The sequence below is a fragment of the Natrononativus amylolyticus genome (assembly GCF_024362525.1).
Classification (GTDB): domain Archaea; phylum Halobacteriota; class Halobacteria; order Halobacteriales; family Natrialbaceae; genus Natrononativus; species Natrononativus amylolyticus.
On record NZ_CP101458.1, the window covers coordinates 121,436 to 146,022 of the forward strand.

The window sequence follows — 24,587 nt, forward strand, 5'->3', positions numbered from 1 at the left end:
TGTGAACCTGAACTGGTTTACCCCTCGGGGGACAACCACGCAGCGATGACACTCGTCGCCTTCGACTTCGACGGGACGCTTTCGGACTCCGAGATGACCGTCCTCCTCGGCGACCGACTCGGCGTCGCCGACGAGATGGCCGCGATCACGGAACGCGCGATGAACGACGAGATCGGCTACGCCGAGAGCCTGTGCGAGCGGGCCGCCTTGCTCGAGGGACTCTCCGAGGCCGACGCGGAGGCCGCCTACGGCGAGGTCGAACTCCGCGAGGGTGCAGCGGCGCTCGTCCGCGCGCTGAACGACGCCGGCGCGACGACGGCGATTCTCACCGGCGGCTTCGAGCGCGGCGTCGAGACCGCACTCGACCGCGAGGGCGTCTCGGTCGATCACGTCGTCTCGAACCGGCTGCCGGTCGCCGGCGAGAGCGAGGGGCGCGCGCTCACCGGCGCCGTCGAGGGCTCGCTGATCGAGGGGACGAAGGACGCCGCCCTCGAGGAACTCGCCGCCGCCGAGGGCGTCTCCATGGAAGACACCGTCGCGATCGGCGACGGCGCGAACGACCTCCCGATGCTCGAGGTCGCCGGCCTCTCGATCGGCTTCCGACCGAAGCCTGCGGTCGAACCGCACTGCGAGGTCGTCGTCTCCTCGATGGCCGAAGTGCGCGATACGTTACTCGCCGAGGGCGTTCTCGACAGGACGTAGAGGTCTCGAGTCCACTATCGTAACAACTGAAACGGGTTCACACACTGCTCGTACGCGACGCCCGAAACCGGCGCGGTGGGGGCGGCTTCGGGCGAGCCTGCGCGAGCAGGTGTGTACTGACCAGCGCCCAGTCTCACCGCCGGAGTGTCCGAACAGAAATACAGTACCCGAAACGAACGCTTTCTCGTACCAACGGACTTTTACTCATCCCCGAGTTGTGTTTTGATGATGTTATGGCAGGACTTCATCTTCCTGATCGGAAGCACCCTCTCGATCGTCTTTCTGGCCCCGACGCTGCGTGACCGGGCGGCCCGGGTCCCGCTCGGAACGAGCCTCCCTTCGATGGGGATCGGACTCGTGTACGCGTTCACGTTCGCAACGCTCGGCATGACGTTCTCCGCGGTGGGGTCGTTCGCCGCCGCGGCCATGTGGACGCTGATCGCGACGTTCCGGTCGCCGTCGCCGCCGTCGCCGACGCCGACCCGCCGGGAGCGCATCGACCTCTTCACGCGCGACGTCGCGCGCTGGCTCGAGCGCCGCCGGTCGCCACACTCGCTCGAGGAGCAGTACCTGCTCGCCGATCCGCTCCCGTCGGCATCGCCGGAGCGCGGCGAGCGTCGCTCGATCGCCCCCGAGGCCGCGGACTGATCGGCTAGCCGTCGCTCGAGAGCGGCTCCGACCCCGCCGACCGATCGTCCCCCTCGGACGTCGCCGTCCCGAGCACCCTCGCCCGGTTCGCGACGAACGCCCCGACCAGCGCGAACGCGAGCGGCACCGCCACGAAGACGAGGACGAACGTCGAGTCGACCGCGATCGCGAGCGTCTCGATCCGCTGGTCGGCCGACGCGTCCGTCGGCGTCTCCGGCGCGTGCGTCGCGAGCGTGGCGGTGACGAACGCCGCGCCGGCGTAGCCGGGCACGACGGCCGCGGCCGCGGCCGCCGTCTCGAGACCGCTTCGAGGGTCGGCGTACCGGGCGACCCCGTAGCCGACGCCGACCAGCACACCCACGGCGAGCACCGCGACGAACAGCGGCACGAACAGAAACAGGATGTCGACGCCGTAGGCGAAACTCGCCTCGCCGTCGAGTCTCGCGCCGTGGCTGAGTAACGTCACGATGCCGGCGAGCGTCCCCGGCCCGACCTCGACTTCGGTCCCCATCGAGATCGAGCCGTAGACGGCGTTGACGAGCTGGAACGTCACGGAGTAGACGGCGAGGAACGCGCCGAGTCCCGCGAGCGGTCCGACCTTCCAGGGGACGTCCTCGAGGGAAAGCGAGACGTCGAACGGGCCGTCGTCGTCCGCGTCGTCCGGCGGCTCCTCCTCCTCGAGGTCGGGTCCTTTGTCGTACTCGAGCCGCCGATCCATCGACATTGCCGCTACGTCAGAGCGCCGGTGGTTGTATGTTTCGGTCACTCTCCCGGCGTCGCGTCGGGGTCCGGGTCACGTTCCCGTTCGCGCTCGCCCAGCAGTCGGTCGAGCGGGCGCGGCCAGATCGCGAGCAGCCCGCCGACGACCGCGAGCGTCGTCGGGACGACCAGCCCGGCCAGGAGGACGGTTTCGCCGAGCGGTGCCGCGAACGTCACAACCTCGTCGCCGCCCCCGGTCATGCCGGCGGTTTCGGCCGGGTCGTACGTGTACCGCGTCAGCACGGCGAGAGCCACCATTCCGGCGAGGTAGCTCGGGACGATCGTCACCGCGGCGCCGACCGCCCCGCGAACCGTCGTTCGTTCGGTGTACCGGACGAGCCCGTAGCCCGCAGCGGCGAGGGCGAGAAGCGGGACGAAATGGCTGACGTAGGTCGAACTGCTCAGCGCGGTCGAAATCTCGAGCGGGAGCGGCGCTCCTCCCTCCGTCGTCACGTCGCCCGCGATCGAGACGCCGTGATTCGACAGCGTGACGAGCCCGGCGCTGACCCACGCCCCGGGCCCGCCCTCGCCGGTGCCGTACAGCGACGCCGTCGCCGCGACGGCCTGGAGCGTGACGCCGTAGGTGAGGAGAAACGAGCCGAGGCCGAACAGGAGCCCGGCCCGCCACGGTAATCCGCGAACGCTCCGGAGCCCGTTCGCGGGCGCGTCGTCCCGCCCGTCGGTCGCGGACGCGGCTGTCGGCTCGTCGTCAGTCTGCGGCCCCTTCTCGTACTCGAGCTGTCGTTCCATCGACTTCGAGTGTTCGTCGCCGTCACTTCGTCGTTTCGGTTTACTGACCTTTCTTCCTGCGTGCCCTCGGGACGCTCAGGAGGAAAAGAGGCTCGTGTGTACCGGCGCGAAGCCGTCGGCGTCGGTTTCCCGAGTGTCGGTGATCGACCGGCCCGAGAGCCCCGTCTCGAGCAGCGCAGCCAGCGGCGGTCCCACCTTCTCGGGTTCGACCAGGAAGGCGTCGTGACCGTGGTCCGAGTCGACGACGTGGTGGGCGACGTCGACCCCCGCCTCGCGACACGCTTCGGCCAGCGCCTCGGACTGCTCGACGGTGAAGTGCCAGTCGCCGGTAAAGGAGAGCGCGAGCAGTTCGCCCTCGAAGGCGGCGAGGGCGTCGGCGTCGCCCTCGTAGCCCGCCGCGAGGTCGAAGTCGTCCATCGCGCGGGTCAGGTAGAGGTAGCTGTTGGCGTCGAAGCGGTCGGTGAACGTCTCGGCCTGGTAGTCGAGGTAGGACTCGACCTCGCGGTAGGGGAAGAAGGCCGCGGCGGGGTCGGGGGGCTCCTCGCGCACCGTCTCCCGCCCCGCGGACCGGCGGCCGAACTTCCGGGCCATCGACGCCTTCGAGAGGTACATGACGTGCCCGAGTTGGCGGGCTCGAGCCAGCCCGTCCGCGGGCTCCGGCCCCCCGTAGTAGTGGCCGCCGTTCCAGTTCGGGTCGCTGGTGATCGCCCGTCGGGCGACCGCGTCAAGGGCGAGACACTGGGCGTCGAGTCTGGGCGCGGCGGCGACGGCGGCCGCGCGCTCGACGTCGTCCGGGTACCGGCGCAGCCAGTCTAAGACGTTCATCCCGCCGACGCTGCCGCCGACGACGGCGTGCAGCCGTCCGACGCCGAGTTCGTCGAGCAGCCGCCGCTGGGCGCGGGTCCAGTCGCCCACCGTCACGGGCGGGAAGTCGGTGCCGTAGAGCTCGCCGGTCTCGGGGTTCTCGCTCGCGGGCCCGCTCGAGCCGTAACAGGAGCCGGGGACGTTCGCGCAGACGACGTAGTACTCGGTGGTGTCGACCGCCTTCCCGGGACCGACGACGTCGCCCCACCAGGCGCGCGCCTGGCCGGCGGTCTCGTCGCCCGCGTCCGGGCGGCGGGCGACGTGGGCGCTTCCGGTGAGAGCGTGACAGACCAGCACCGCGTTGTCCCCCGTAAAGTCGCCGTAGGTCTCGTAGGCGACCTCGAGCGCCGGGATCGACTCGCCGCACTCGAAGGTGAACTCCCCGAGATCTACGGTGTCCTTCGCGGTCATGTCGGCCCTCCTCCCGACCTCGTTCGGCCCGGTTCACCGTTCGCGGCTTCGACGCTCACCCCCCGGCTCGCCGCTTCGATCGCCGCCTCGAGGTCCGCGAGAATGTCGCGGGGATCCTCGATGCCCACCGAGAGCCGGACCATGTCGGGGTGGACTCCCGCCTCCCGCTGCTCGTCGGGGGTCAGTTGGCCGTGGGTCGTGCTCGCGGGGTGGATGACGAGCGTCTTCGCGTCGCCGATGTTCGCGAGGAACTGGGCGACCTCGACCTCCTCGCAGAACCGCTTGCCGGCCTCGTACCCACCGTCGAGTCCGAAGGCGATCATTCCCCCAAAATCGGCGAGGTAGCGGCTCGCGTTCGCGTGGGTTGGGTGGTCCTCGAGACCCGGATGCGTTACCCAGGCGACGTCTTCGTGGTCGGCGAGGTAGTCGGCGACGACGGCGGCGTTCTCGCAGTGTTTCTCCATCCGCAGTGGCAGGGTCTCGAGGCCCTGGAGGGTCTGCCAGGCGTCGAACGGCGACTGCTGGTTGCCCAGGCTGCGCACCGAGCGGTAGCGGGCGGCGGCCGCCAGCGGCGCCTCGGGGAAGTCCCGCGAGAAGTCGACGCCGTGGTAGGCCGCGTTCTCCCCGGCGATCTCGTCGTAGTCCTCCTCGGCCCAGGGGAAGTCGCCGCCGTCGACGAGCACGCCGCCGACGGTCGTCCCGGAGCCGTGAATCCACTTCGTCGTCGACTCCCAGACGACGTCCGCGCCGCACTCGAGGGGGCGACACAGCGCCGGCGTCGCGAACGTGTTGTCGACGACCAGCGGAACGCCGTTCTCGTGGGCGATCTCCGCGACGCGCTCGAAGTCCGGCGTCACGAGCGAGGGGTTGCCGATCGTTTCGACGTGGACGAACGCGGTGTCCTCGTCGATCGCTTCCTCGTAGGCGTCGATAGCGAGGGTGGGGACGAACCGCGTCTCGACCTCCCGACGACTGGCCGTCTTCGCGAAGTAGGCGGTCGTCCCGCCGTAGGTGTCCGTCGAGCAGACGACGTTCTCGCCCGCACGCGCGAGAATCAGGACCAATGAGTCGAGGGCGGCCATCCCGCTCGCGGTCGCCACCGCGCCCGCGCCGCCCTCGAGGGCCGCCAGGCGCTCCTCGAGGACTTCGACGGTGGGGTTGCTCAGCCGGGAGTAGACGTGGCCCTCCGCCTCGAGGGCGTACAGCTCGGCCGCCGCGTCGGCGCTCTCGAAGGCGTAGGAGGTCGTCTGGTGGAGCGGTGGCGCGACCGCGCCCGTGGCGGGGTCGGGCGACTGGCCGGCGTGGACGCTCCGGGTCGCGAACGCCCGCTCGCTCGAGTCGTCGCTCATGTTTTGTATGCATACCTCTGGACGGATATATGCGCCGCAGTAACGGCAAAAACCGCCCGTCCGCCGACCGTGTGTACGCACCGCACGCCCGCGCGTCGTTGGAACCGGTGGCCTTCTTAGCGAGCGCCCCCAACGACGTGGCGTGCACTCGAGCGCCCGCGACCGGATCGCTCTCGCCGCCGTCGTCTTCGCGGTGCTGTTCTCGCAGGTGTTGCTGTACCCCGGAATCGCCGATCTCGTCGCCGCTCTGGGTGCCGACGCGGCGACTTCGACGTTCGCAGAGACCCCGCTGGACGCCAGTATGTGGTTTCTGGTCGCCGAGTTCGCCGCCTACGTCGCCTTCGTCGGCGTCTGGGGGCTCGCGAGCGACGTGACCGGCCGCCGAACGCCCTTCATCGTCGCCGGGGCGCTTCTGGGCGCGGTCGGCTACCTCGCGCTCGCGCTCGCGCCGACGGTCGGTTCGGTCTCCTTCGAGGGCGTGCTCCTCCTGCGGGTCGTCCAGGGGGCGATGACGATCGGAGCGTTCTCGCTGACGATGACGATGCTGATGGACCTGGGGGGCGGCCACGGCAAGAATATGGGCGCCGCGGGGATCGCGATCGGCCTCGGCGCGGCGCTGGGTGCGCCCGTCGGCGGCCGGCTCACGGCGGTCGACCCGCTGGCGCCGCTGGTGGCCGCCGCCGGCCTGCTCGTGGTCGTCGCCGCTGCCGTCTCGCTCGTCTCCGATCGCGCTCCCGGCGACCGACGCGGGGCGCGGGCCGTTCTCGACAGCGTGCGGCGGCGGCCGACGCTCTCGCTGCCGTTCGCCTTCGGCTTCGTCGATCGGATGACGGCGGGTTTCTTCGCGCTCGTCGGGACCCTCTACTTCCAGGAGACGTTCGGCGTCGACCCCGCCACGACGGGGCTCCTGCTGGCGTGCTTTTTCGCCCCGTTCGCGCTGTTGCAGTACCCGATGGGGGTCCTCTCCGACCGGATCGGCCGCACGATCCCCATCGTCGCGGGCTCGATCTGTTACGGTCTCGGCATCCTCGCCGTCGGCGCCGCGCCCACGGTCGCCCTCGCCGCGGTCGCGATGGTCGGCGTCGGCGTCCTCGGCGCGCTCGTCGCCCCCGCCACGATGGCGCTCGTCACCGACATCGCGGCCGACGACGAGCGCGGGGTCGCGATGGCCGGCTTCAACCTCGCCGGGAGCCTGGGCTTTCTCGGCGGCTTCCTCGTCGGCGGCACCGTCGCCGGCGGCGCCGGCTACGACGTCGCCTTCCTCGTCGTCGGCGGCCTCGAGATCGCGATTGCGGTCGTCGCCGTGCCGATCTTCCTTCGGCTGTCGGTCGGCCGGCAGAGCCGGTTCGCCCTCGAGGACTGACGATCCTTTCGGCCCGACCGGACAGTTTCTCGAGTGGTCAGATCGGCTGCCATGGGTGTGTCGGGCATCGGTTTATCCGCGCGGTTGACGAACGTTCAGTGTTATGACGCACGATGATCCGCTTTCACGGCGGCGTCTCCTTCAGGTAGCTGGTGTGACGGTAGCGACCGCGACCCTCGCGGGCTGTGGTGACAACGGTGAGGACGAACCAGTGGACGACCCGGACGACGAGCCGGCGGACGACCCGGATGACGACGCTCCCGTTGACGACGAGGAAGACGAACCGGACGATGACGAACCGGCCGACGACGAGGAGGATGACGAACTGGACGATGACGAAGACGACGAGGAAGACGAAGACGAACCGGACGATGACGAAGACGACGAAGACGACGAGAACGGTGCCGCGGACCTCGAGGAGTGGGAGGACGTCGACGAGATCGTCCTCGACGGCTACACCCCGGGGTGGGAGGGCGTCGAACCGTCTGTGATCGAGGGCGAGGAGAACCCGACGCTCGTCCTCTTCGAGGGCCAGGAGTACGACATCACCTGGGAGAACATGGACGGCGAACCACACAACATCGAGATCTGGGACGACGACGGCGAGATCGTCGACGACTACGAGACGGAGACCATCGAGGAAGAGGGCGAAACCCAGACACTGACCATCGAGGCCAGCGAGGAGATGGCCGAGTACGTCTGCGTGGTCCACCCCGGAACGATGATCGGGGACGTGCAGATCGAGACCAACGGCGACGAGTAGCCCCGCCCGACGTGCTCCGTCTCTGGCGGCCGCGGTAGACCGGCGTTGGTGCCCTCGATCCGCTCGGATTCGAGTTCGAACGGTGACCTGTTCGTCTCGCTGGCATTCTCTCTGGTTACTTACTATCATACCCGGTTCTTCCCGTGTTGTGTGGTAGCACCTATCTCAAAATTCGGGCGTTTCGGGGCCTGTACTGCCAGGATAGCAAGATAGAAGTGGCGCGAATCCCTGAGTGTGTTTATGAACGTAAACAGAGATATTCTTCTCTTCGTCGCGCTCGCCCTCGCCTGGGGGACGTCGTTCGCGGCGATCGAGGTCGGCCTGGCGACGCTGCCGCCGATCCTCTTCGCCGCGTTCCGCTTCGACGTCGCCGCCGCCCTGTTCGTGGCGGCGGTCGTCGCTCTCGGCCTCGAGTGGCGACCGCGGACGCGAAGCGACCTGGCACTGATCGCCGTCGGCGGCGGCCTGGTGATCGGCGCGCACTTCGCGCTGCTGTTCGTCGGTCAGTCGTACGTCTCGAGCGGCGTCGCCGCGATCATCCTGAGTCTCACGCCGATCGTGACGCCGCCGCTGGCGCTCGCACTGCTCCCGCGAGAGCGGATCCGCGCGCCCGCCGCCGTCGGCCTCCTGCTCGGCCTCGCGGGCGTCGTCGTGATCGCGACCGACGGCGGCGCCCTGGGCGGCCAGGCGATCGGCGTCGCCTTGCTGTTCGCCTCCGCGGTCGTCTTCGCTCTCGGCGCCGTCCTCACCGCCCGCGTCAGCGGGACGCTTCCGCTGATCTCGCTGCAGGCGTGGTCGATGGCGATCGGGGCGGCTCTGCTACACGGGCTCAGCGCCGTCCACCCCGCCGAGTCGATCGCGGCCGTCGAGTGGACGACCGCAGCCCTCGTCGCCCTCGCCTACCTCGCCGTCGTCGCCACCGGCGGCGGCTTCCTGGCGTACTTCGTGTTGCTCGAGCGCATCGGCGCGACCGAGATCAGCATGGTCAACTACGCGGTGCCCGTCGTCGCGGCGGTGTTCGGCTGGGCCGTCCTCGGGGAGTCGCTCACGCTCGCGACGATCGTCGGCTTCGCGCTGATCGTCCTCGGGTTCGGGCTCTGTAAGATCGGCGCGCTCTGGCGGACCGTCGCGCCGGTCGTCGGCTACGGGCCCCACCGGCCGTCGACGGCCGCCGCCGGCGTCGTCGTGAAGGGGAACGTCTACGTGACCGGCACCGACCGCTACGCCGGTCCGGCGCAGTCTGCGGATTGATCCCGACAGTACGGTCTCCTCGCCCCGCTCTGGCCCGTTTCTGTGGCATTCAAAAGTTCCATACCGCCTCGCGACCCAGTGGACCGTACCCAGGTGGTTCCGTGACCGAGAAACGCGAATACAGAGGCGACTACCCCGACAGAACGCTGTACATCCCCGGCCCGACGGAGGTCCGCGAGGACGTCATCGAGGCGATGTGCGAACCGACGTTCGGCCACCGGAGCGATCGGATGACGGACCTGTACACCACGATCGTCGAGGACACGAGGGAGTTCCTCGACACCGACAACGACGTGATCGTCCTCACGGGGTCCGGAACCGAGTTCATGGAGAGTTCGATCCTGAACCTCGTCGAGGAGACCGTCCTCGTGACGACCTGCGGCAGCTTCAGCGAGCGCCAGGCCGACGTCGCCGAGCGCCTCGGGAAATCGGTCGACCGCCTCGAGTACGAGTGGGGACGGGCCGTCAAACCCGCGGACGTCCGCGAGGCCCTCGAGGAAGCCGAGACGGAGTACGACGCGGTCACCTGCGTGATGAACGAGAGTTCGACGGGCGTCCGGAACCCGATCGAGGAGATCGGCGACGTGGTCGCGGAGTATCCGGACACCTCCTTTATCGTCGACGCTGTCTCCGCGCTGGGTGGCGACTCCGTCGACATCGACGCCCACGGCATCGACGTCATCTTCACTTCGGTCCAGAAGGCGTTCGCCATGCCGCCCGGTCTCGCCGTGTGCGTCGTCAGCGAGGACGCCTACGAACGCGAGGTAGAGAGCGAGTCGGCGTCGTGGTACGGCGGCTTCCAGCGCTCGCTCGACTACTACGACCGGAAGGGCCAGACCCACTCCACGCCCGCGATCCCGGTGATGCTCGCGTACCGGACACAGATGAAACACATGCTCGAGGAAGGCCACGAGGCTCGAGACGAACGCCACCGCGAGATGGCCGAGTACACCCGCGAGTGGGCGAACGAGCACTTCGACGTGTTCCCCGAGGCGGGCTACGAGTCCCAGACGGTGAGCTGTATCGAGAACACGCGAGGGATCGACGTCGCTGAAACCATCGAGGCCGTCAGCGAGGAGTACGACATGGTGTTCGCGAACGGCTACGGCTCGGATTTAGGCGAGGAGACCTTCCGCATCGGTCACATGGGCGAACACGACACAGAGAGCATCCGGGCGCTGACCGACGCCATCGAGGACGTCGCCGGGTTGTGAGTCTGGTCACCGGTTGCGTTACCGCGAGCGAGCAGAGCGAGTGAGCGGGCCGACGACTGATGTGGAGAGCGCGGCGCTACGCGCCGCGACTAAGCGAACGGCGGAGCCGTGAGCTGAGGACGCTCCGCGTCCGGAACGGAAGGAGGAGTGCTTTTGGTCCAGCTTTTGCTGAGGGTCGCCGGAGACGGTCCGCAGCGCAAAAGGTGGGGGCCGAACACGACACAGAGAGCATCCGGGCGCTGACCGACGCCATCGAGGACGCCGCCGGGTTGTGAGCCGGTCGACGACGATTACCGAAACAGCTCGCGAAGGCGCTCGAGAATGCCCACGACCACGTCCACGAACCGCTGAAGCGCGGACGCGGCTCGGTCGAGTACGGACGCCGGCCCACCGGTGATGACGCCGCCGTTCTCGCCGTCGGCCCCGCCACCGTGTTCACCCTCGCGCTCGCCGTCGTCGCCACTCGTCGCGCGGTCGTCGCTGACGGCCGCGCGGGCGTCCACGAGCCCGTGACCCTCTTCGCAGGTGCCGAGAACCGTCTCCGCCGTCTCGGCGAGCGTCCGCCGAACCGCTTCGTTCGGCCCCGGCCCGTCCGCCTCCACGCGCTCCCAGACCAGCGCCGCGACGCCGCTGACGAACGGGCAGGCGACGCTCGTCCCGTTCGCCTTGGCGTACTCGTTGCCGACGAACGTCGAGGCGACGTTCGTCCCCGGCGCCAGCAGCTCGACGGCGGAGCCGACGCTGCTGTAAGACGCCAGGGTGTCGTCCTCGTTCATCGCGGCGACCGCGACGACGTCGTCGTGCGTGGCGGGGTAGGTCATCGTCTCCTCGTCGCAGGAGCCGTCCCCCGCGTTCCCCTCGTTTCCGGCCGCGGAGACGAGGAGGTGTCCCGCCGCGTGCGCGGCCTGGAGCGCCTCGTCCACCGCAGCGCTCTCGGTTTCGCCGCCGAGGCTCATCGAGACGATCTCCACGTCGTTCGACATGCACCAGTCGATTCCGGCGATCAGCTCGCTGTACCGTCCGCGTCCCCTATCGTCGAGCACCTTCACGGCGTACAGGTTCGCGTTCGGCGCCGCGCCCATCACGCCGAGGTCGTTGTCCGCCGCGGCGGCGACGCCGGCGACGTGGGTCCCGTGGCCGTGACGATCCTCGTAATCGGAGGACGGCCCGGAGGTCGTGAAATTTTGGCCACCCGCGACCGAGAGGCTACAGTGATCGGTCTGGACCCCGGTGTCGAGGATGCCGATACCGACGCCCGTCCCGTCCGGGTCGACGTCGTCGGCGCCGATCCGCTCGTGGCCCCACGAGGCGCGCTGCTCCGGATGGGTGGAACAGTCCCCGCTGTCCGGGGGAAGCAACAAGTCGAGCAGGGACGGGCTCCACTCGTCGGGAATTCCCGTCTCGTCGTCCTCCTCGACGGACGCCACGCCGCTCGCGGCGAGTAGATCCTCCACTCGGTTCGCGGGGACCTCCGCGACCACGAAGTCGAAGTTGTCGTATTCGAGGACCGTCGTCCCGCCGATGGCCTCCACGACGCCGAGGAAGTCGCCGACTCCGTTTCGCGGATGGACGAACACCCTCCGAGTCTCCGACGGTGTCGTCGTTCCCGATGCCGATCCCGAGACTCCGATCGCCCCCACGGCAACGCCGGCCCCGATACCCTGCAGGAGCTGACGACGACTGAGAGTCATGCATTCTGGAATGTAAACTCAGGTGATAAGCTTTCTGCACGGAGTTAGTACACGTCTCGGGGACGGACACGCCTCGCGCTCGTTTTCGAGCGCAGTGGAGCGGATCGCCGGAGAACGTTCTCCGGCCGAGCTGGCCGATATAGGTGTGAAAGAGGAGGCCGACACCGGTCGCGAGATGAGAGGTCGTGCGACCGATTCGTCGACGGGACGGGGCCGCGATCGCCGAGACGACCGTTCTCATCAATGCGGACACGTGAGGGGCAGTTTCGAGACGTAATATTGTTTCGACCCATCGTATAGGATTGTGTATAAGTTGTTATTGGTTGATTTGATGAACGGCCAGGTATACCATGAAAAAACGGTCCCGCTCAGGGCTCGTCGTCGCTATCGCAGTGTGTATTCTTATCGCTGGTTGTGGTGGCTTCGCCGGGGGGCCAGGTGCCAATGAGACCGATGACGAAGGGCTTGACGAGGGTCTCAGCGATGACGCTGGGGACGATGAACATGTCGACTCCGATGGCGATGGAACATCCACCGACGATAACGTATCAGACGATGCTAACGAAAGCGATGACAGCGATGCAATAACGACTGACGATGAGGCTGATGATACAGACGATGACAGTTACGACCAGGATGAACAGGAATCGAGCAACGAGAGCGCAGGTAATGGAGACGAGAGCGACGGTACACACGACGCTGACGAGTCGCTCGAGCCGGATCAATCGCTCCTAACACTCGTTGTAGTAGACGAAGACGGAGAGCCGCTCGAGGGTGTCGACGTGTTCGGTCTCGGTGCGGAACACGACGCCGATATCCCTCGTGAATTCAGCGGTGAAACTGACGACGATGGGCTCTACACGGACGAGATTTACGAGAACGAGTACGAAATCGATCTCGAGTTCGACGGGTACGAATCAAAAACATTCGACCACGTTCACGATGAAGAGCACGAGGTCACTGCGGAACTGGACTCGGAGAACGACTCCGGTGAGGTAACGCTGGAAGTCGTTCACCCTGGAACGGGCGAGGGGATGGCAACGGAGCTGCGGACAAACGCGACAGAATCCGGAACCCATGACACCAATCAGGACGGCGAGGTTGTGTTAGAAGACGTCGAGCCGGGTGAATACAGCATAACTGCCACAGAACTCCCGTCACACCCGTCGTCTACTACCGAGTCGACCGAGTTCACCGTCGAGGAAACTCCATCTACCGTCGAGGTAGAGGGCGTTCCGTTTCCGGAAGATTGCCGCCTCGATATTGAGGTCGTCGATGGGGAAACCGGCGATCCAATCGACGGCGCTTCCATCGGTGGTCACGTCGAAATGCACAACCACACCGAAATAGCGGAGGTAAATTCCGCTGAGACCGATGCGGACGGGGCTGCGACGCTCGTGGAAATTTGTGGTGAGTGGGAGATCATGGTGAGTGCTGACGACTACGAACAACAGATAGAACGACTGGACCTCGAGGAGAACGACAGTGCCACCGTAGAGCTGGAATCTGAGACGGATAACTAACGCTCTCTGCCGAGATCCGTTTCGAACCGCGTAACAATCGTTCGTAGAGTCGTTGCCTCTCACCGGACCGACAAGCGGTATACTCTAGTGAACTGGTGGGTACGTATCGAACCTGTGATGCGGAGGTATCGGCGACGCGTGCCGAGAGCCGCCGGTCAGCCGGCGTAGGAGCTCTCGCCGACGACCTCGAGGAACTCGCCGCGCCCCTCCGCGGTTTCGGCGTCGAACTCGGTCACGCGGACGCGGACCTGCAACTCGACGTGCGCCGGCTCGGCGCCCTCGACGGCGAGAATGGTGTCGCCGATGCGGGCGATTCCGACCCCCTCGCGTTCATCGTACCGGGCGACGAAGACGTTCACCGTCTGCCCCGGTTCGAACGTCGGCGTCGTACTCCGGAACTGCCAGCCTTTGAGATATTTTTTGAGGAAACTCATACGCGGGCCACCTCCTCGGATTCGCGGTCGGTAACGTACTCCCTGCCGAAGCCGGTGATCGCCGCGAGGACGAACACCGTCACCAGCAGCCAGCCGTGGAAGACGTAGGGGAACACCTCGACCGGGTTGACGACCATCGCGGGCTCGAACCAGTCGTACTCCCCGGGGAGGTCCTCCATCGCGGTGAAGCCGACGAGGACGCCGCCGGACCACGGGAAGATGTACCCCAGCGCGGCCGTCTGGGCGTCTAAGATGTTCGCCCGCCGGTAGCCGTTGATGTTGAACCGCTCGCCGACCTTCGAGATGTACGGCCCGATGGCGACCTCGGCGGCGGTGTTGATCGTGATCGCGGCGTTGATCAGCGCCGCAGAGCCGACCATCGTCAACTCGGCGTTGCGGACGTTCGTCGCCAGCGTGTCGAGCGACCACTCGAGGATCGCCTCGAACGCCCCGCCGCGGATCATGATCTGGGCCGCGGCGATGATCAACAGGACGAGGATCGACAGCGCGAAGAAGCCGGCGGCGCCCTCGAGGATGCTCCCGCTGACGCCGACCGCGTCGGGATCGGCGACGATCTCCAGGATCGGCAGGAAGGCGAACTCCTGGGCGAGCGGGGCATCCTCGGGCGCCGAAAACAGGAGGATGTCGCTGGCGGCAGAGAGGCCGAGCGCCAGGTTCAGCACCACGGCGGTGACGATCCCCCAGGAGATAGCCTCGACGATGTGACGGCCCTTGATGGCGGTGACGATGACGACGCCCATCGAGAGGAGGTGAACCAGCCCGATCGGCTCGCTCTCGGCGATGAAGATGTCGCGGGCGTCGCCCGGAATCCCCTCGAGACCGGGCATGACGCTGCTCGCGACGATGTAGGCGGGAAAGGCGATCGCCGCCGCGACGATCGCGTACTTGAACCGCGAGGCGACCACCCCGCCGATGTCGGCGTCCTGGGTGACGGCGCTGACGATCGTGGTGTCGCTCACCGGGGCGAGGTTGTCGCCGAAGATGGCGCCCGAGAGGATCGCCCCGAACATCAGGACGGGGTTCGCGCCGAGGAGGATTCCCACCGGGAAAAAGAGGACGACGAACGCGATCGTCGTCCCGTAGCCGGTTCCGATCCCCGTCGCGAGTACGGCGGCGAGAACGAACGTGAGCGCGGGAAACAGGGTCGCGCCGACGCCGGCGGCCTGGGCGGACCAGATCAGCCCTTCGACGAAGCCGCCGACCTGCAGGGTCTCCGAGAACATGCCGGCCCAGATCCAGGCGACGATGGCCGTCACCGCGACCGGCTGGGTCATCCCCTCGAAGATGGTGTTCGCGTACTCCTTCCAGTCGCCGCGGACGAAGAACATCCCGAGGATCAGCCCGATGAGCATCCCCGCGACCAGCCCCTCCGTGTCCGAGATCCGCCAGAGGGCGGTCTGGGCGATCGCCCACGCGATGAAAAACAGGATGGGGAACGCGCTCATCCCGCGCCCGCCGTAGAACGAAATCGTCGGACCGTCGTCGGTCGGCTGTGCGAACTCGTCTGGAACCGGGTCGTCTGATTCCGTCATATCGTCCGTCCCTGACATCGCATCACTGCCTGATGATTGTCAACGTCGGATTTAATACCAACTGTTAATTTTTAGAATTTATGCGCTGACTGGTTGGCGAATCACCACCTCCCGACGGGGGAACCGTGAGAATCATCTGCTAGAGGAGCGGAAACGATCGAGAAACGCGCTTCTCGGCGGTCGACTACTGGATGTGTCCTTCGCGGCGGAGCTGGTCGGCGTCGGCCTTCTCGTAGCGCCAGGTGATGTCGGCCTTCTCGTCCTGCCAGTCCCAGGGCTCGACGAGGACGACGTCGTCCTCGCGGATCCAGATGCGCTTTTGCATCTTTCCGGGGATGCGCGCGGTGCGCTCTTCTCCGTCGGCACAGCGTACTTTGACCCGATTCGCCCCGAGCATGTTGGTGACGGTCGCGAAGACCTCGTCGTCGTCCGGCATTCGGAGGTTCTTTCGACCACCCTCGTCGTCGCTCATGATCCGACGTTGGACTCCGAGGCGTTTAATGCTTTACCGATTTCCGCCGCCGTCGCCCTCGAGTCATCGCCTTTCGGGCCGTGAAACCACGACGTTTATTCCGCTCGCCTGTGCAGCGGGTGTATGCTCAAGAACCTCGGGCCACTCGGCATCGTCGGCCTGCTCGTTATCCTCGGCGGGCTCGCGCTGATCGCCTACGCGAACGTCTTAGTCGCCGCGGGGCTCGCGCTCGTCCTCGCCGGCCTCGGACTCGTCGTCAAGGCGCTCGTCGCGGGAATGCTCGCGGCGTGGGGAATGGCGTAACGCTGCCTTTCGTAGGCGATTTCGTCCACGATCAGCTCTAAACGCCGGACGAAAAGAGAGCCGACCGCAACTCCTCGAAAGTCAGTTAGCAGTCCTCGTCGTCCTCGCCGTCATCCTTCTCGTCACCATCGTCCTCGTCATCGCTCTCGTCACCGTCTTGCTCGTCCTCGCCGCCTTCGTCGTCACCGCTCTCTTCTTCGTCGTCCGAAGCGTCTTCTCGCAGCGCGACGATCTCTCCGTTGTTGTACACGTACATCGTCTCGCCGCTTACCGCGAGGATCGTTCCGACGCGCTCGTCCTCGAGCGAAAGCACCCACTTTTCGGTTCCGTCGTCGGCGTCGAACGCGACGAGCTTCCCGTCGTACGCGCTCGAAACCGTCGCGTTATAGGTGTTGAAGTAGATGTACGCGGTGTCGCCGCTGAGAGTCGGGATGGTACTGTTACCGTGCGTATACAGCGACCACAACCGCTCTCCACTCTCGGCGTCGTACACGTTCACACTGTCGTCTTGCTCGATGACGCACACCTCGTCGGATACCGCGCCCACGGCTCCGGTTCCACCCCCGACGCGTTCACCTGTCTGTGCATCACAGGCACCCCAGTCGGTATACCCTCCGCCACCGGCGGCGACCATGGTCGCACTTGCGCGGGTTGGTCCTGGTGGAACGTGTGAACCGGTCCGTTCTTTCCACACTGCTTCGCCGGTTTCCGGCTCGAGTGCGACCGTGAGCTGGTTCGTCGAGGCGTACACCACCCCGTTCGCCGCGGCCGGATAGGTGGCGAACTCCTCTTCCGTCTCCCAGTGTTCGTCTTCGTGCTCGACGGTATCGCGGCGCCACGTCGTCGTGCCGTCCGCGGGATCGAGGGCGTAGAGCGTCCCGTCACCGAGGGCGTAGACGCCGCCGTAGGCGACGGTCGCGGGCGAAAACCCGTCCTCGGGCTCGAGGTCGGTCTCCCAGCGGACGCTGCCGTCGGTTCGGTCGAGTGCGACCACTTCGTCGCCCGAGAGGTAGATCGTGTCGTCGACCACCGTCGGCTCGCGGGCATCCACGTCGCCGTTCTTCCAGCGGACCGAGCCGTCCTCGTCGTCGATTGCGGCGACGCCCTCCTCACCTGCGGTGTAAACGGTGTCGTCGGCGACGGCGATCCCGCCGCCGTACATACCGGCGGGTGCGATGCCGGAGCCGCCGTAGTGCTCGGCCGCCCAGGCGACCTCGAGGCGCTCGCCGTCGAACTCGTAGCCGTTCTCGACGGTTCGACCGTTCCCGGCATCGGCCTGGGAATCGGCCCAGTCCTCGTCGGTATCCGGATTCGGAATCAGTTCCGGGTCCGGGAGGTCGATCCCGACGTCGTCGTCGGAACCCACGCCCGTAGCCGTGAAGAGACCACCCGCGATGATCGCCGCACCGGCACCCTTCTTCAAGAAGCCGCGTCTGTGTTCACCAGACATGCGTCAGTCGCTACCAGTATCGTCGGTATACTTATTGACTGATAAACACGAGCGTGAAAACACGAGAAATGGCGAAAAATAGATTAAGCCACTGATTAGTCGGTATAAAAATCTATAATCGTATACTTCCAGCCGTTTCACCGCCGGTCGAGGGGATCGAACTCAATCGACGCCTCGAGGCCGCCCTCCGCCGACGAACCCCCGAAACCGGCCGCCGTCAGGCCTCGTTGTCGCCCGCTCGGTGTTCGCTGATGAGGCGGTCGACCATCGAGGCGTTCTGCTCCTTTCGTCGCTCGGCGGCGCGCTCGCGCCAGTCGTCGATCACGGCCTCGACGTCGTCCTCGCGGGCGACGGCGAGTTCGTCGACCTCCTGCATCGCGACGTCGTCGGCCGGGCCGACGGGAACCTCGCGGTCGAACAGGATCGCGTCGGCGATTTCGGAGAGTCCGCCGCCGTTTTTCAACACCACGCGTGGTTCGAACCCCGCGAGTAACTCCGCCGTCGACCGGCCGGCGCCGCTGGCGTCGCGCAGGTAGACCACGTCCCCCGCGGCGATGCCGTACTGCTCGTCGGCCTCGCGGATCGCACCCTTGCTGAACTTCTCGACGACCTTCACCGGCACCAGCCCCTCCTTCTTCGCCGAGACGTCGCTGAAGTTCGAGTGGTCGAGCTTCCACAGCGCCTTCATCCGCTCGACCTTCTTCTCGAGGTCCGCGACTTCCTCGTGGGCCGCGTCGCGCTCGCGCTCGAGCTTCTCGGTCTTGCGCTCGAGGCGGGTCACCTCGCGGTCCTTGCGGACCTTTCGGCGTTCCTCCCGGCGGGTGACGGCGAGTTCGGCCTCGAGGTCCTCGATCGTCTCGTCGCGCTTCTCGAGGCGCCCCTCGAGGGTTTCGACGTGGCCCTCGAGGCGGTCGACCTGCCGTTCCAGGGACCTGATACGCTTCTCCTCGGGGGTGAGCTCCCGCGGCTGGTGGGTCGGCTCCTCCACCTCGCTCTCGTCGGATTCCGTGAGATCTCGGAGGACCGCCTCGACGCTCTCCTCGCCCGAGACGACCCGCGCGGTGACCTCGTCGCGGTCGACCCCCGGCGGGAGTTTGCGGGCGATCCGCTCGAACTGGTCCTCGTGGGCGTCGAAGGCGTACAGCGCGGCGGCCATCGCGTCGCGCTGGTGGTCGTCGTCGTAGGGGTGTTCGCGGGTGCGGTGTTGTTTCTCGTCGATCGGCGGATCTCGCTCGGGGGTCCAGCCGGCGGCGTCGAAGCTCCGGCGGAACTTCTCGACGGTTTCGGGCATCGGCGTCACGTCCGCGGCGACGATCACGGGGCGGCCGCGCTCGACGATCCACTCGATCACGTCGGCCGCGTCGCTGGTGCGAGAGCTCCAGACGTCTAACACCTCGCCCTCGAGGCTGACGACGGCGACGGCGGTCGTCGTCCCCGGGTCGACGCCGACGACGACGTGGTCGCGCCGTTTTACCAGGGGTCTGAACTCGATGCCGTCGCGGCGCTCCCGTTCGATCTCGATCCGGACGTCGCCCGACCGGCGGTTCGAGACGGGGATGTCCGCCGGTCGCGCCTCCACCGTAAAGATCGCGTTCGCGAAGCCGCCGTAGGACTCGCGGACGTCCCGGTCGTACTCGAGGTTGTGGGCCTCGAGTTCGGACTCGACCTCCCTGGCCTGTCGCTTGACCGCGCCGTGGATCCGCCGGGTGTAGCGGTCCTCGCTCCAGCCGCCCTTGCCGGTCGACCGCCCGCGGGAAACCTTGACCGTCGTCGTGTCGGTAAAGGCGGAGACCTCGTGGCCGACGTTGTGGGCCGCCAGGCGGGCGGCCGCCTCGGCCTCCGCCATCGGCTCCTTCGCGTAGGGGATGCCGTGACGTTTTGCCACCCGGGAGAGCGGCTCGGGCTGTTCGGCGCCGGTCACCTGGACCAGTCGCGTCTCGTCGGGCAGCGAGCCCAGGAAGTGGATCAGCTGGTCCTTGTCGGCGGCCAGCTCGTACATGTTGTCCGTGGCGACGATCGCCGGCTCCTCCTCGCCGATCAGCCGCCGGAGCTTCCGGTGGGAGACGACGTCGCGCTCGAGTCCCTCGTCGTCGCCGTCGTAGACGACGAGGGCGTAGGACGGCGAGTCACCGCGCACGTCGCCGCTCTGGATGTCGACCCCGAAGACGACCGCATCAAGCGCACTCGTTCGCGTGCTCACGGGGGGCTATAGGGGTAGAACGCGTATAAATCCGGCGCGGGTTTCGACCGCGAGTCGCCCGCCGTCGTCAGCCGTCGGCGTCCGGGTACGGGATCTCGAGGCGATCCCCGTCGTCGGGGACGAACACCCCCTCGCCGAACACCTCGCGGGCCTCCTCGAGGTGGGCGCTCGCGTCGCCGGCGTACCGCGAGGAGAGGTGCATCAGCGCGAGTCGCGTCGCGCCCGCCTCGCTGGCGATCCGGGCGGCCTGGCGGGCCGTCGCGTGGGCAGTGTCGGCGGCGCGGTCGACCCGGTCGTCGGCGAACGTCGCGTCGTGGATCAGCAGGTCGGGGTCGTCGGCGACGTCGACCGTCGCCGCCGTCGGGCGGGTGTCGCCGGTGTAGACCAGCACCCGACCGGGCCGGGGCTCCCCGACGACCTGCTCGGGGTCGACGACGGTGCCGTCCGCGAGTTCGACCGGCTCCCCCGCGTGGAGTCGCGAGAACGTCGGCCCTACGGGGACGCCGAGTTCCTCGGCGCGCTCGCGGTCGAATCGGCCCTTGCGGTCGTCCTCGACGAGCGCGTAGCCGGCCGAGCGGGTGTCGTGGTCGGTGTCGAACGCCCGCACCTCGTACTCCTCGGCGCGGTAGGCGACGTCGCCGCCGTCGACCTCGTTGATCCGCACCGGAAACGACGGGCGGTTGCCGAGCGCGTTGACGAGCCCCACTATCTGCCGGCGCGTGCCCCGCGGGGTGTGGATCGTTAGCGGGGCCTCGCGGTCGTTGAAGTCCATCGTCTGGAGCAGGCCGGGAATCCCGAGGACGTGGTCGCCGTGGCAGTGCGTGACGAACAGCTGGCCGACCGAGAAGCCGGTCCCGAAGCGCATCATCTGGCGCTGGGTTCCCTCGCCGGCGTCGAACAGCAGCTCCTCGCCCTCCCGGGCGACGAAGACGCTGCTCGGGTTCCGCTCGGTGGTCGGAACGGCCCCGCTGGTTCCCAGGAACGTCACGCGCAATGACATCGACTCTCCCTCCGCGCGCCGCGACTAAACCGGCTTCGAATCGGACGGCGCCTCGAGGTGTGTCGGTGACGTCTCGACGCGCCGCCGCCGTCTCGACCGAGGGGTCACGGACCGCGCCTCGCGTTCGGACCGAGCGTCACGACGCACGAAACGAAAACGACATTTTACGTCGATGGCCGTGTAACGGTCTGTTATCCACACCATCCCTTCACGATGAGCCCCAGACTGGAGTCAGGTACGATCAAGCAACTCGCCGCCGTGGTGCTCGCCATCGTCGTCGTTCTGGCGGCAGGGGCGATCGTCGGCCAGGCGCCGGCGATCTTCGGCGCCGAGGTCAACGAGGAGCCGACCGCGTCGATCGAGTTCTCCGACCAGCGCAGCGACGGCACCAGCGTCGTCATCGACGAGGTGTCGCTGTCCGACGGCGGCTTCGTCGTCGTGACCGACGGTGCCGGCGAGATCGTCGCCGTCTCGGAGTACCTCGGCGGTTCGGACGACCCCCACGAGAACGTCACGATCAACCAGACCGCCGACGACGACCTCGACCTCCTGGGTCAGCTGACGGCGACGGTCCACCAGGACACGACGGGCAACGAGACGTTCATGTACGAGGAGTCCGACGGCGACGAGGACCGCCCGTACACGGAGGACGGCTACCCGGTCAGCGACACGGCGACGGTCACGATGGCAGACCGCCAGGACGGCGAGACGAGCACGTCGTTCCTCGTCGACTCCCTCACCGCACCGTCGTCGGCGTCGACACACGAGACGATCGAGATCGTCGCGGAGATCAGAAACCCCAACGAGTTCACCTCCCAGCAGCACGTCGAACTCCGCCTCTCCGGGCAGGTGCTCGAGCGACAGGTGCTCGAACTCGAGGCAGACGACGCCCAGAACGTGACCTTCGAGATGAACACGAGCAACGTCGAGCCCGGAAACCACACCTTCGGCGTCTACACGGCCGAGGACGGCCTCCTCGAGACGATCGACCTCGAGTACGGCGGCCCCACGACCGTCGAGGTGACCGAGGCGAACGACTCGACCGTCACCGTCAACGCCTCGCTCACCGCCGACGGCTTCGTCGGCGTCGAAGACGAGTCGGGCGACCTCCTCGGGACGAGCGAGGGCCTCGAGCCCGGCATCCACGAGAACGTCACCGTCGACCTCGAGGCGGAGGCCGAGAACGGATCGCTGACGGCCGTCGTCTTCGAGGGGGACCCTGACGACCCCGACGGCGCCACGCCGGTCGAAACGGACGGCGAGCGCGTCGAGGCGCCCGTTCCCGAAAACCAGGCGGGCGGCATCGAGTAGCGGGGCCGGCTAACCGACCGATTCTTACCGCCGCCGTCCCTACCGACCGGCGATGGACGCGCCGCTGTGGACCGAGACGTACGCGCCCTCGCTCGAGGAACTGCCACAGGACGACGCCCGCGAGTACCTCCTGCGGGCAGTCGAGGAGCCGATCAACCTCATCCTCCAGGGGCCGGCCGGCAGCGGCAAAACCGCGGCCGCGCGCGCGCTCGCCCGCGCCGCTCACGAAGACCCCGACAACGACTTCATCGAGATCAACGTCGCCGACTTCTTCGGCCGGACGAAAACGGAGATCAAGAACGACCCCCGGTTCGAACACTTCCTGCGGGGGCGCTCTGCGCTCTCGAAGCGGGACATGATCAACCACGTCCTCAAAGAATCCGCGAGCTACTCGCCGGTCGCGGGGACGTACAAGACGATCCTGCTCGACAACGCAGAGGACGTCCGCGAGGACTTCCAGCAGGCGCTGCGCCGGATCATGGAACAGCACCACCGAACGACCCAGTTTATCGTCGGGACCCGCCAGCCGACGAAACTCATCCCGCCGATCCGCTCGCGGTGTTTCCCCGTCTCGCTGCGCGCGCCCTCGAGCGAGGAGACGGCCACCGTCCTCGAACGGATCGTCGAGGCCGAGGGCGCCGACTACGAGGCCGACGGCCTCGAGTTCATCGCGGGCTACGCGGGCGGCGACCTCCGGCGGGCGATCCTGGCGGCCCAGACCACCGCCGTAACGGAGGGCGAGATCACGATGCAGGCCGCCTACGAGACCATCGGCTCGGTCGGCCGCGACGAGGAGATCGAGTCGATGCTCGACGACGCCGAAGCCGGCGCGTTCACCGACGCGCGCAAGACCCTCGACGACCTGCTCGTCGACGAAGGGCTGGACGGCGGCGAGGTGCTCGAGGCGATCCTCCGGGTGGCTCGCAAGCGCTACCAGGGCGCCGAACTCGCCCGCATCCACCGGCTGGCGGCCGATATCGAGTTCGAGATGGCCGAGGGCTCGAGCGACCGGATCCACGTTTCGCACCTGCTCGCGGAGTTAGGCCGAGACGCATAGATGGTCGAGAGCCGGATCACCGCGTTCGACCGGTTGTGGGCGCTAGTCGTGATCGTGCCGCAGATGCGGATACTGCACGCCGCCACCGTCACGGGAGTCGGCTCCCTGCTCAGCGTGTGGTCGGTGATCGGGCTCCTCACCGTCTCGCTGCTCGCCGGCGAGCTGTTGCTTCGGCGGTTCGGCCCCGCGATCGTCTCGCCGCTCTGGCGGGGCTTGCTGGGAGCGGCCGCGGGCACGATCGCCGCCGCCGTCGTTGCCGGGGCCGCGTTCGGCGTCGAACTCCCCGAACAGTCGACGGCCGTCGCCTTCTTGCTCGTCAGTGCCGCGATCACCGCCGTCTCCGTGCGACGACTCGAGTGAGCCGGGATCTGTGGCCCTCTCCGCTCGGCGACGGGTCGGAGCGGCGCTCACTCGCTCGACTCTCGCGCCCGACGTTCGAGTTCCGCCATCGCCTCCGGTTTGCTCACGTACAGCAGGCCGATAAGGAGGCAGATTACCCCAGCGACGACCGTGTCGTACTCCGCCAGCGAACCGCGGCCGAGATCGAGCGTTCCGAGACCGATGATTCCGAGCCCCGCGGCCGAGACGACGACGCCGAAGACCCGCCCCGAGAGGGAGACGTACCGCGACAGCAGCAGCGAGAGCGCGAGCAGGACGCCGGCTCCCAGCACAACGGCGAGCTTGAGGTCCAGCCACTCGCCGCCGGGCGCCAGTGCGGTCAGTATCCCCACGGAGATCGCCAGACAGGCGAGCAGCGCCAGCCCGGACAGCGCGTTTCGACCGCGCCAGCGGGTCCTGGAGACGTATCGGTAGCCGAGCAGGAGACACAGGATGGCGATCCCGCCGAGCCCCTGCAGCGCCTCTCGCGTCGTTGCCGCGCCCTCGAGCGCCCGGTAGCTCAGTCCGAGAACGATCGCCGCGAGCAGCCCGTAACACAGGAACCGAAACCAGCGCGGCCACTGCGGGCTTGAGTCGCGATCCATACGAACGCACCCCGCGGTGCGACCGAAAAAGCGTCGAAATCGCCCCGTTTCTAACGGATTTATCCGCCCTGTCGTGTTCCTGTGGGGCATGCCCACGCTGCTCGAGACCTACATCGAGAACCGCTTTCGGGTCCAGCCAAACCACGCGAACAACAACGAGACGCTTCACGGGGGCACCCTGATGAAGTGGCTCGACGAGGTCGGCGCGATGTCCGCGATGCGGTTTGCGGGGGAGACCTGCGTCACCGCGCGGGTGAACGAACTCGACTTCAAGCGTCCCATCGGGATCGGGGACACCGCCGTGGTCGAGTCCTACGTCTACGACGCCGGGCGGACGAGCGTCCACGTCGCGCTGCGCGCCTGGCGCGAGGAGCCCCGCACCGGCGAGCGCGAGGAGACGACCGCCTCGAGTTTCACGTTCGTCGCCGTCGATTCGGAGGGAAAACCGACGCCGGTGCCCGAACTCGAGGTCGGGGGCGCGGAGGGCGAGCGGCTGCGGGACAGGGCGCTCTCGCGGGACCGCTGAGAGCTACCCG

At 67.5% G+C, this 24,587-nt stretch carries 24 protein-coding genes; 12 read left to right on the forward strand and 12 right to left on the reverse strand.

The genetic code is table 11. The features are described 5' to 3' along the window. Positions 1 to 45 precede the first annotated feature (45 nt). Both serB and NMQ11_RS00600 read left to right on the forward strand, forming a co-directional pair. Positions 46 to 702, forward strand: a complete 657-nt coding sequence (serB, locus tag NMQ11_RS00595; RefSeq protein ID WP_255169447.1) for a phosphoserine phosphatase SerB — start codon at positions 46 to 48, stop codon at positions 700 to 702. A gap of 228 nt (positions 703 to 930) precedes the next feature. After that, on the forward strand, positions 931 to 1,350 hold the full coding sequence (locus NMQ11_RS00600; protein WP_255170915.1) for a hypothetical protein: 420 nt from the start codon (positions 931 to 933) through the stop codon (positions 1,348 to 1,350). A gap of 4 nt (positions 1,351 to 1,354) precedes the next feature. On the opposite strand, the gene NMQ11_RS00605 is transcribed toward NMQ11_RS00600, so the two are convergent. The 4 genes from NMQ11_RS00605 to NMQ11_RS00620 all read right to left on the reverse strand — a co-directional run bounded on the left by NMQ11_RS00605 (position 1,355) and on the right by NMQ11_RS00620 (position 5,483). Beyond that, positions 1,355 to 2,074 carry a DUF7978 family protein gene (locus NMQ11_RS00605; RefSeq protein WP_255169448.1) on the reverse strand — a complete coding sequence of 240 codons (720 nt, stop codon included), beginning with the start codon at positions 2,072 to 2,074 and terminating at the stop codon, positions 1,355 to 1,357. Between the two features lie 38 nt (positions 2,075 to 2,112). Then, the gene (locus tag NMQ11_RS00610) at positions 2,113 to 2,859 is read right to left on the reverse strand and encodes a DUF7978 family protein (protein ID WP_255169449.1); all 747 of its coding nucleotides are present in this window, start codon (positions 2,857 to 2,859) and stop codon (positions 2,113 to 2,115) included. 75 nt (positions 2,860 to 2,934) lie between these two features. After that, positions 2,935 to 4,134: a homoserine O-acetyltransferase MetX gene (gene metX, locus NMQ11_RS00615; RefSeq protein WP_255169450.1), complete on the reverse strand. Its 1,200-nt coding sequence runs from the start codon at positions 4,132 to 4,134 to the stop codon at positions 2,935 to 2,937. Further along, positions 4,131 to 5,483 (reverse strand): O-acetylhomoserine aminocarboxypropyltransferase/cysteine synthase family protein, encoded by a 1,353-nt coding sequence (locus NMQ11_RS00620; protein ID WP_255169451.1) that lies wholly within the window; start codon positions 5,481 to 5,483, stop codon positions 4,131 to 4,133. Before NMQ11_RS00620 ends, metX begins: the two co-directional genes overlap by 4 nt. A 142-nt stretch (positions 5,484 to 5,625) precedes the next feature. Here NMQ11_RS00620 and NMQ11_RS00625 point away from each other — a divergent pair, with 142 nt between their 5' ends. The 4 genes from NMQ11_RS00625 (at position 5,626) to NMQ11_RS00640 (ending at position 10,074) form a co-directional block, all read left to right on the forward strand. Beyond that, positions 5,626 to 6,846: an MFS transporter gene (locus NMQ11_RS00625; RefSeq protein ID WP_255169452.1), complete on the forward strand. Its 1,221-nt coding sequence runs from the start codon at positions 5,626 to 5,628 to the stop codon at positions 6,844 to 6,846. A gap of 154 nt (positions 6,847 to 7,000) precedes the next feature. Next, positions 7,001 to 7,609, forward strand: coding sequence for a plastocyanin/azurin family copper-binding protein (locus NMQ11_RS00630; protein ID WP_255169453.1), 609 nt, complete (start codon positions 7,001 to 7,003; stop codon positions 7,607 to 7,609). 240 nt (positions 7,610 to 7,849) lie between these two features. Next, a complete protein-coding gene (locus NMQ11_RS00635) occupies positions 7,850 to 8,860 on the forward strand; it encodes a DMT family transporter (RefSeq protein ID WP_255169454.1) in 1,011 nt (336 codons plus the stop codon). Positions 8,861 to 8,961: 101 nt separating this feature from the next. Continuing rightward, on the forward strand, positions 8,962 to 10,074 hold the full coding sequence (locus tag NMQ11_RS00640) for a pyridoxal-phosphate-dependent aminotransferase family protein (RefSeq protein WP_255169455.1): 1,113 nt from the start codon (positions 8,962 to 8,964) through the stop codon (positions 10,072 to 10,074). Between the two features lie 290 nt (positions 10,075 to 10,364). On the opposite strand, the gene NMQ11_RS00645 is transcribed toward NMQ11_RS00640, so the two are convergent. Next, complete coding sequence (locus NMQ11_RS00645) at positions 10,365 to 11,765, reverse strand: S8 family peptidase (RefSeq protein ID WP_255169456.1); 1,401 nt, start codon at positions 11,763 to 11,765, stop codon at positions 10,365 to 10,367. Positions 11,766 to 12,115: 350 nt separating this feature from the next. On the opposite strand from NMQ11_RS00645, the gene NMQ11_RS00650 reads away from it, so the two are divergent. Continuing rightward, on the forward strand, positions 12,116 to 13,288 hold the full coding sequence (locus NMQ11_RS00650; protein WP_255169457.1) for a collagen binding domain-containing protein: 1,173 nt from the start codon (positions 12,116 to 12,118) through the stop codon (positions 13,286 to 13,288). A gap of 155 nt (positions 13,289 to 13,443) precedes the next feature. Here the strand turns inward: NMQ11_RS00650 and NMQ11_RS00655 are convergent, their stop codons facing one another. The 3 genes from NMQ11_RS00655 to eif1A all read right to left on the reverse strand — a co-directional run bounded on the left by NMQ11_RS00655 (position 13,444) and on the right by eif1A (position 15,747). After that, positions 13,444 to 13,722, reverse strand: a complete 279-nt coding sequence (locus tag NMQ11_RS00655; RefSeq protein ID WP_255169458.1) for a DUF7513 family protein — start codon at positions 13,720 to 13,722, stop codon at positions 13,444 to 13,446. Beyond that, complete coding sequence (locus NMQ11_RS00660) at positions 13,719 to 15,275, reverse strand: Na+/H+ antiporter NhaC family protein (RefSeq protein ID WP_255169459.1); 1,557 nt, start codon at positions 15,273 to 15,275, stop codon at positions 13,719 to 13,721. The genes NMQ11_RS00655 and NMQ11_RS00660 overlap by 4 nt, the downstream gene beginning before the upstream one ends. A 184-nt stretch (positions 15,276 to 15,459) precedes the next feature. Continuing rightward, the gene (gene eif1A, locus NMQ11_RS00665) at positions 15,460 to 15,747 is read right to left on the reverse strand and encodes a translation initiation factor eIF-1A (RefSeq protein ID WP_255169460.1); all 288 of its coding nucleotides are present in this window, start codon (positions 15,745 to 15,747) and stop codon (positions 15,460 to 15,462) included. A 123-nt stretch (positions 15,748 to 15,870) separates the two neighbouring features. Between eif1A and NMQ11_RS00670 the strand changes: the two genes are divergently transcribed. Continuing rightward, on the forward strand, positions 15,871 to 16,050 hold the full coding sequence (locus NMQ11_RS00670) for a DUF7470 family protein (protein ID WP_255169461.1): 180 nt from the start codon (positions 15,871 to 15,873) through the stop codon (positions 16,048 to 16,050). An 85-nt stretch (positions 16,051 to 16,135) separates the two neighbouring features. Here NMQ11_RS00670 and NMQ11_RS00675 read toward each other — a convergent pair whose 3' ends face one another. The 3 genes from NMQ11_RS00675 to rnz all read right to left on the reverse strand — a co-directional run bounded on the left by NMQ11_RS00675 (position 16,136) and on the right by rnz (position 20,700). After that, complete coding sequence (locus NMQ11_RS00675; RefSeq protein ID WP_255169462.1) at positions 16,136 to 17,500, reverse strand: outer membrane protein assembly factor BamB family protein; 1,365 nt, start codon at positions 17,498 to 17,500, stop codon at positions 16,136 to 16,138. 217 nt (positions 17,501 to 17,717) lie between these two features. Continuing rightward, positions 17,718 to 19,700: a DUF460 domain-containing protein gene (locus NMQ11_RS00680; protein ID WP_255169463.1), complete on the reverse strand. Its 1,983-nt coding sequence runs from the start codon at positions 19,698 to 19,700 to the stop codon at positions 17,718 to 17,720. 67 nt (positions 19,701 to 19,767) lie between these two features. Continuing rightward, positions 19,768 to 20,700 (reverse strand): ribonuclease Z, encoded by a 933-nt coding sequence (rnz, locus tag NMQ11_RS00685; protein WP_255169464.1) that lies wholly within the window; start codon positions 20,698 to 20,700, stop codon positions 19,768 to 19,770. Between the two features lie 213 nt (positions 20,701 to 20,913). Here rnz and NMQ11_RS00690 point away from each other — a divergent pair, with 213 nt between their 5' ends. From NMQ11_RS00690 to NMQ11_RS00700, 3 genes are read left to right on the forward strand one after another with little or no spacing between them, the layout of a single operon-like run. Next, on the forward strand, positions 20,914 to 22,011 hold the full coding sequence (locus NMQ11_RS00690) for a DUF7282 domain-containing protein (protein WP_255169465.1): 1,098 nt from the start codon (positions 20,914 to 20,916) through the stop codon (positions 22,009 to 22,011). Positions 22,012 to 22,063: 52 nt separating this feature from the next. Continuing rightward, positions 22,064 to 23,068 carry an AAA family ATPase gene (locus NMQ11_RS00695; protein ID WP_255169466.1) on the forward strand — a complete coding sequence of 335 codons (1,005 nt, stop codon included), beginning with the start codon at positions 22,064 to 22,066 and terminating at the stop codon, positions 23,066 to 23,068. Next, on the forward strand, positions 23,069 to 23,428 hold the full coding sequence (locus NMQ11_RS00700; RefSeq protein ID WP_255169467.1) for a hypothetical protein: 360 nt from the start codon (positions 23,069 to 23,071) through the stop codon (positions 23,426 to 23,428). Between the two features lie 47 nt (positions 23,429 to 23,475). Here the strand turns inward: NMQ11_RS00700 and NMQ11_RS00705 are convergent, their stop codons facing one another. Beyond that, the gene (locus NMQ11_RS00705; protein ID WP_255169468.1) at positions 23,476 to 24,051 is read right to left on the reverse strand and encodes a hypothetical protein; all 576 of its coding nucleotides are present in this window, start codon (positions 24,049 to 24,051) and stop codon (positions 23,476 to 23,478) included. 88 nt (positions 24,052 to 24,139) lie between these two features. On the opposite strand from NMQ11_RS00705, the gene NMQ11_RS00710 reads away from it, so the two are divergent. Continuing rightward, positions 24,140 to 24,577 carry an acyl-CoA thioesterase gene (locus NMQ11_RS00710; protein WP_255169469.1) on the forward strand — a complete coding sequence of 146 codons (438 nt, stop codon included), beginning with the start codon at positions 24,140 to 24,142 and terminating at the stop codon, positions 24,575 to 24,577. Positions 24,578 to 24,587 lie beyond the last annotated feature (10 nt).

What these genes read in the sequence shown, in the direction of transcription:
- NMQ11_RS00660 (WP_255169459.1), bottom strand. Translation starts at nt 15,275, where the DNA reads ATGACGGAATCAGACGACCCGGTTCCAGACGAGTTCGCACAGCCGACC.
- NMQ11_RS00620 (WP_255169451.1), bottom strand. Translation starts at nt 5,483, where the DNA reads ATGAGCGACGACTCGAGCGAGCGGGCGTTCGCGACCCGGAGCGTCCAC.
- NMQ11_RS00645 (WP_255169456.1), bottom strand. Translation starts at nt 11,765, where the DNA reads ATGACTCTCAGTCGTCGTCAGCTCCTGCAGGGTATCGGGGCCGGCGTT.
- NMQ11_RS00675 (WP_255169462.1), bottom strand. Translation starts at nt 17,500, where the DNA reads ATGTCTGGTGAACACAGACGCGGCTTCTTGAAGAAGGGTGCCGGTGCG.
- NMQ11_RS00695 (WP_255169466.1), top strand. Translation starts at nt 22,064, where the DNA reads ATGGACGCGCCGCTGTGGACCGAGACGTACGCGCCCTCGCTCGAGGAA.
- eif1A (WP_255169460.1), bottom strand. Translation starts at nt 15,747, where the DNA reads ATGAGCGACGACGAGGGTGGTCGAAAGAACCTCCGAATGCCGGACGAC.
- NMQ11_RS00610 (WP_255169449.1), bottom strand. Translation starts at nt 2,859, where the DNA reads ATGGAACGACAGCTCGAGTACGAGAAGGGGCCGCAGACTGACGACGAG.
- NMQ11_RS00650 (WP_255169457.1), top strand. Translation starts at nt 12,116, where the DNA reads ATGAAAAAACGGTCCCGCTCAGGGCTCGTCGTCGCTATCGCAGTGTGT.
- NMQ11_RS00690 (WP_255169465.1), top strand. Translation starts at nt 20,914, where the DNA reads ATGAGCCCCAGACTGGAGTCAGGTACGATCAAGCAACTCGCCGCCGTG.
- NMQ11_RS00655 (WP_255169458.1), bottom strand. Translation starts at nt 13,722, where the DNA reads ATGAGTTTCCTCAAAAAATATCTCAAAGGCTGGCAGTTCCGGAGTACG.
- NMQ11_RS00605 (WP_255169448.1), bottom strand. Translation starts at nt 2,074, where the DNA reads ATGTCGATGGATCGGCGGCTCGAGTACGACAAAGGACCCGACCTCGAG.
- serB (WP_255169447.1), top strand. Translation starts at nt 46, where the DNA reads ATGACACTCGTCGCCTTCGACTTCGACGGGACGCTTTCGGACTCCGAG.
- NMQ11_RS00635 (WP_255169454.1), top strand. Translation starts at nt 7,850, where the DNA reads ATGAACGTAAACAGAGATATTCTTCTCTTCGTCGCGCTCGCCCTCGCC.
- NMQ11_RS00670 (WP_255169461.1), top strand. Translation starts at nt 15,871, where the DNA reads ATGCTCAAGAACCTCGGGCCACTCGGCATCGTCGGCCTGCTCGTTATC.
- NMQ11_RS00600 (WP_255170915.1), top strand. Translation starts at nt 931, where the DNA reads ATGTTATGGCAGGACTTCATCTTCCTGATCGGAAGCACCCTCTCGATC.
- NMQ11_RS00705 (WP_255169468.1), bottom strand. Translation starts at nt 24,051, where the DNA reads ATGGATCGCGACTCAAGCCCGCAGTGGCCGCGCTGGTTTCGGTTCCTG.
- metX (WP_255169450.1), bottom strand. Translation starts at nt 4,134, where the DNA reads ATGACCGCGAAGGACACCGTAGATCTCGGGGAGTTCACCTTCGAGTGC.
- rnz (WP_255169464.1), bottom strand. Translation starts at nt 20,700, where the DNA reads ATGTCATTGCGCGTGACGTTCCTGGGAACCAGCGGGGCCGTTCCGACC.
- NMQ11_RS00700 (WP_255169467.1), top strand. Translation starts at nt 23,069, where the DNA reads ATGGTCGAGAGCCGGATCACCGCGTTCGACCGGTTGTGGGCGCTAGTC.
- NMQ11_RS00710 (WP_255169469.1), top strand. Translation starts at nt 24,140, where the DNA reads ATGCCCACGCTGCTCGAGACCTACATCGAGAACCGCTTTCGGGTCCAG.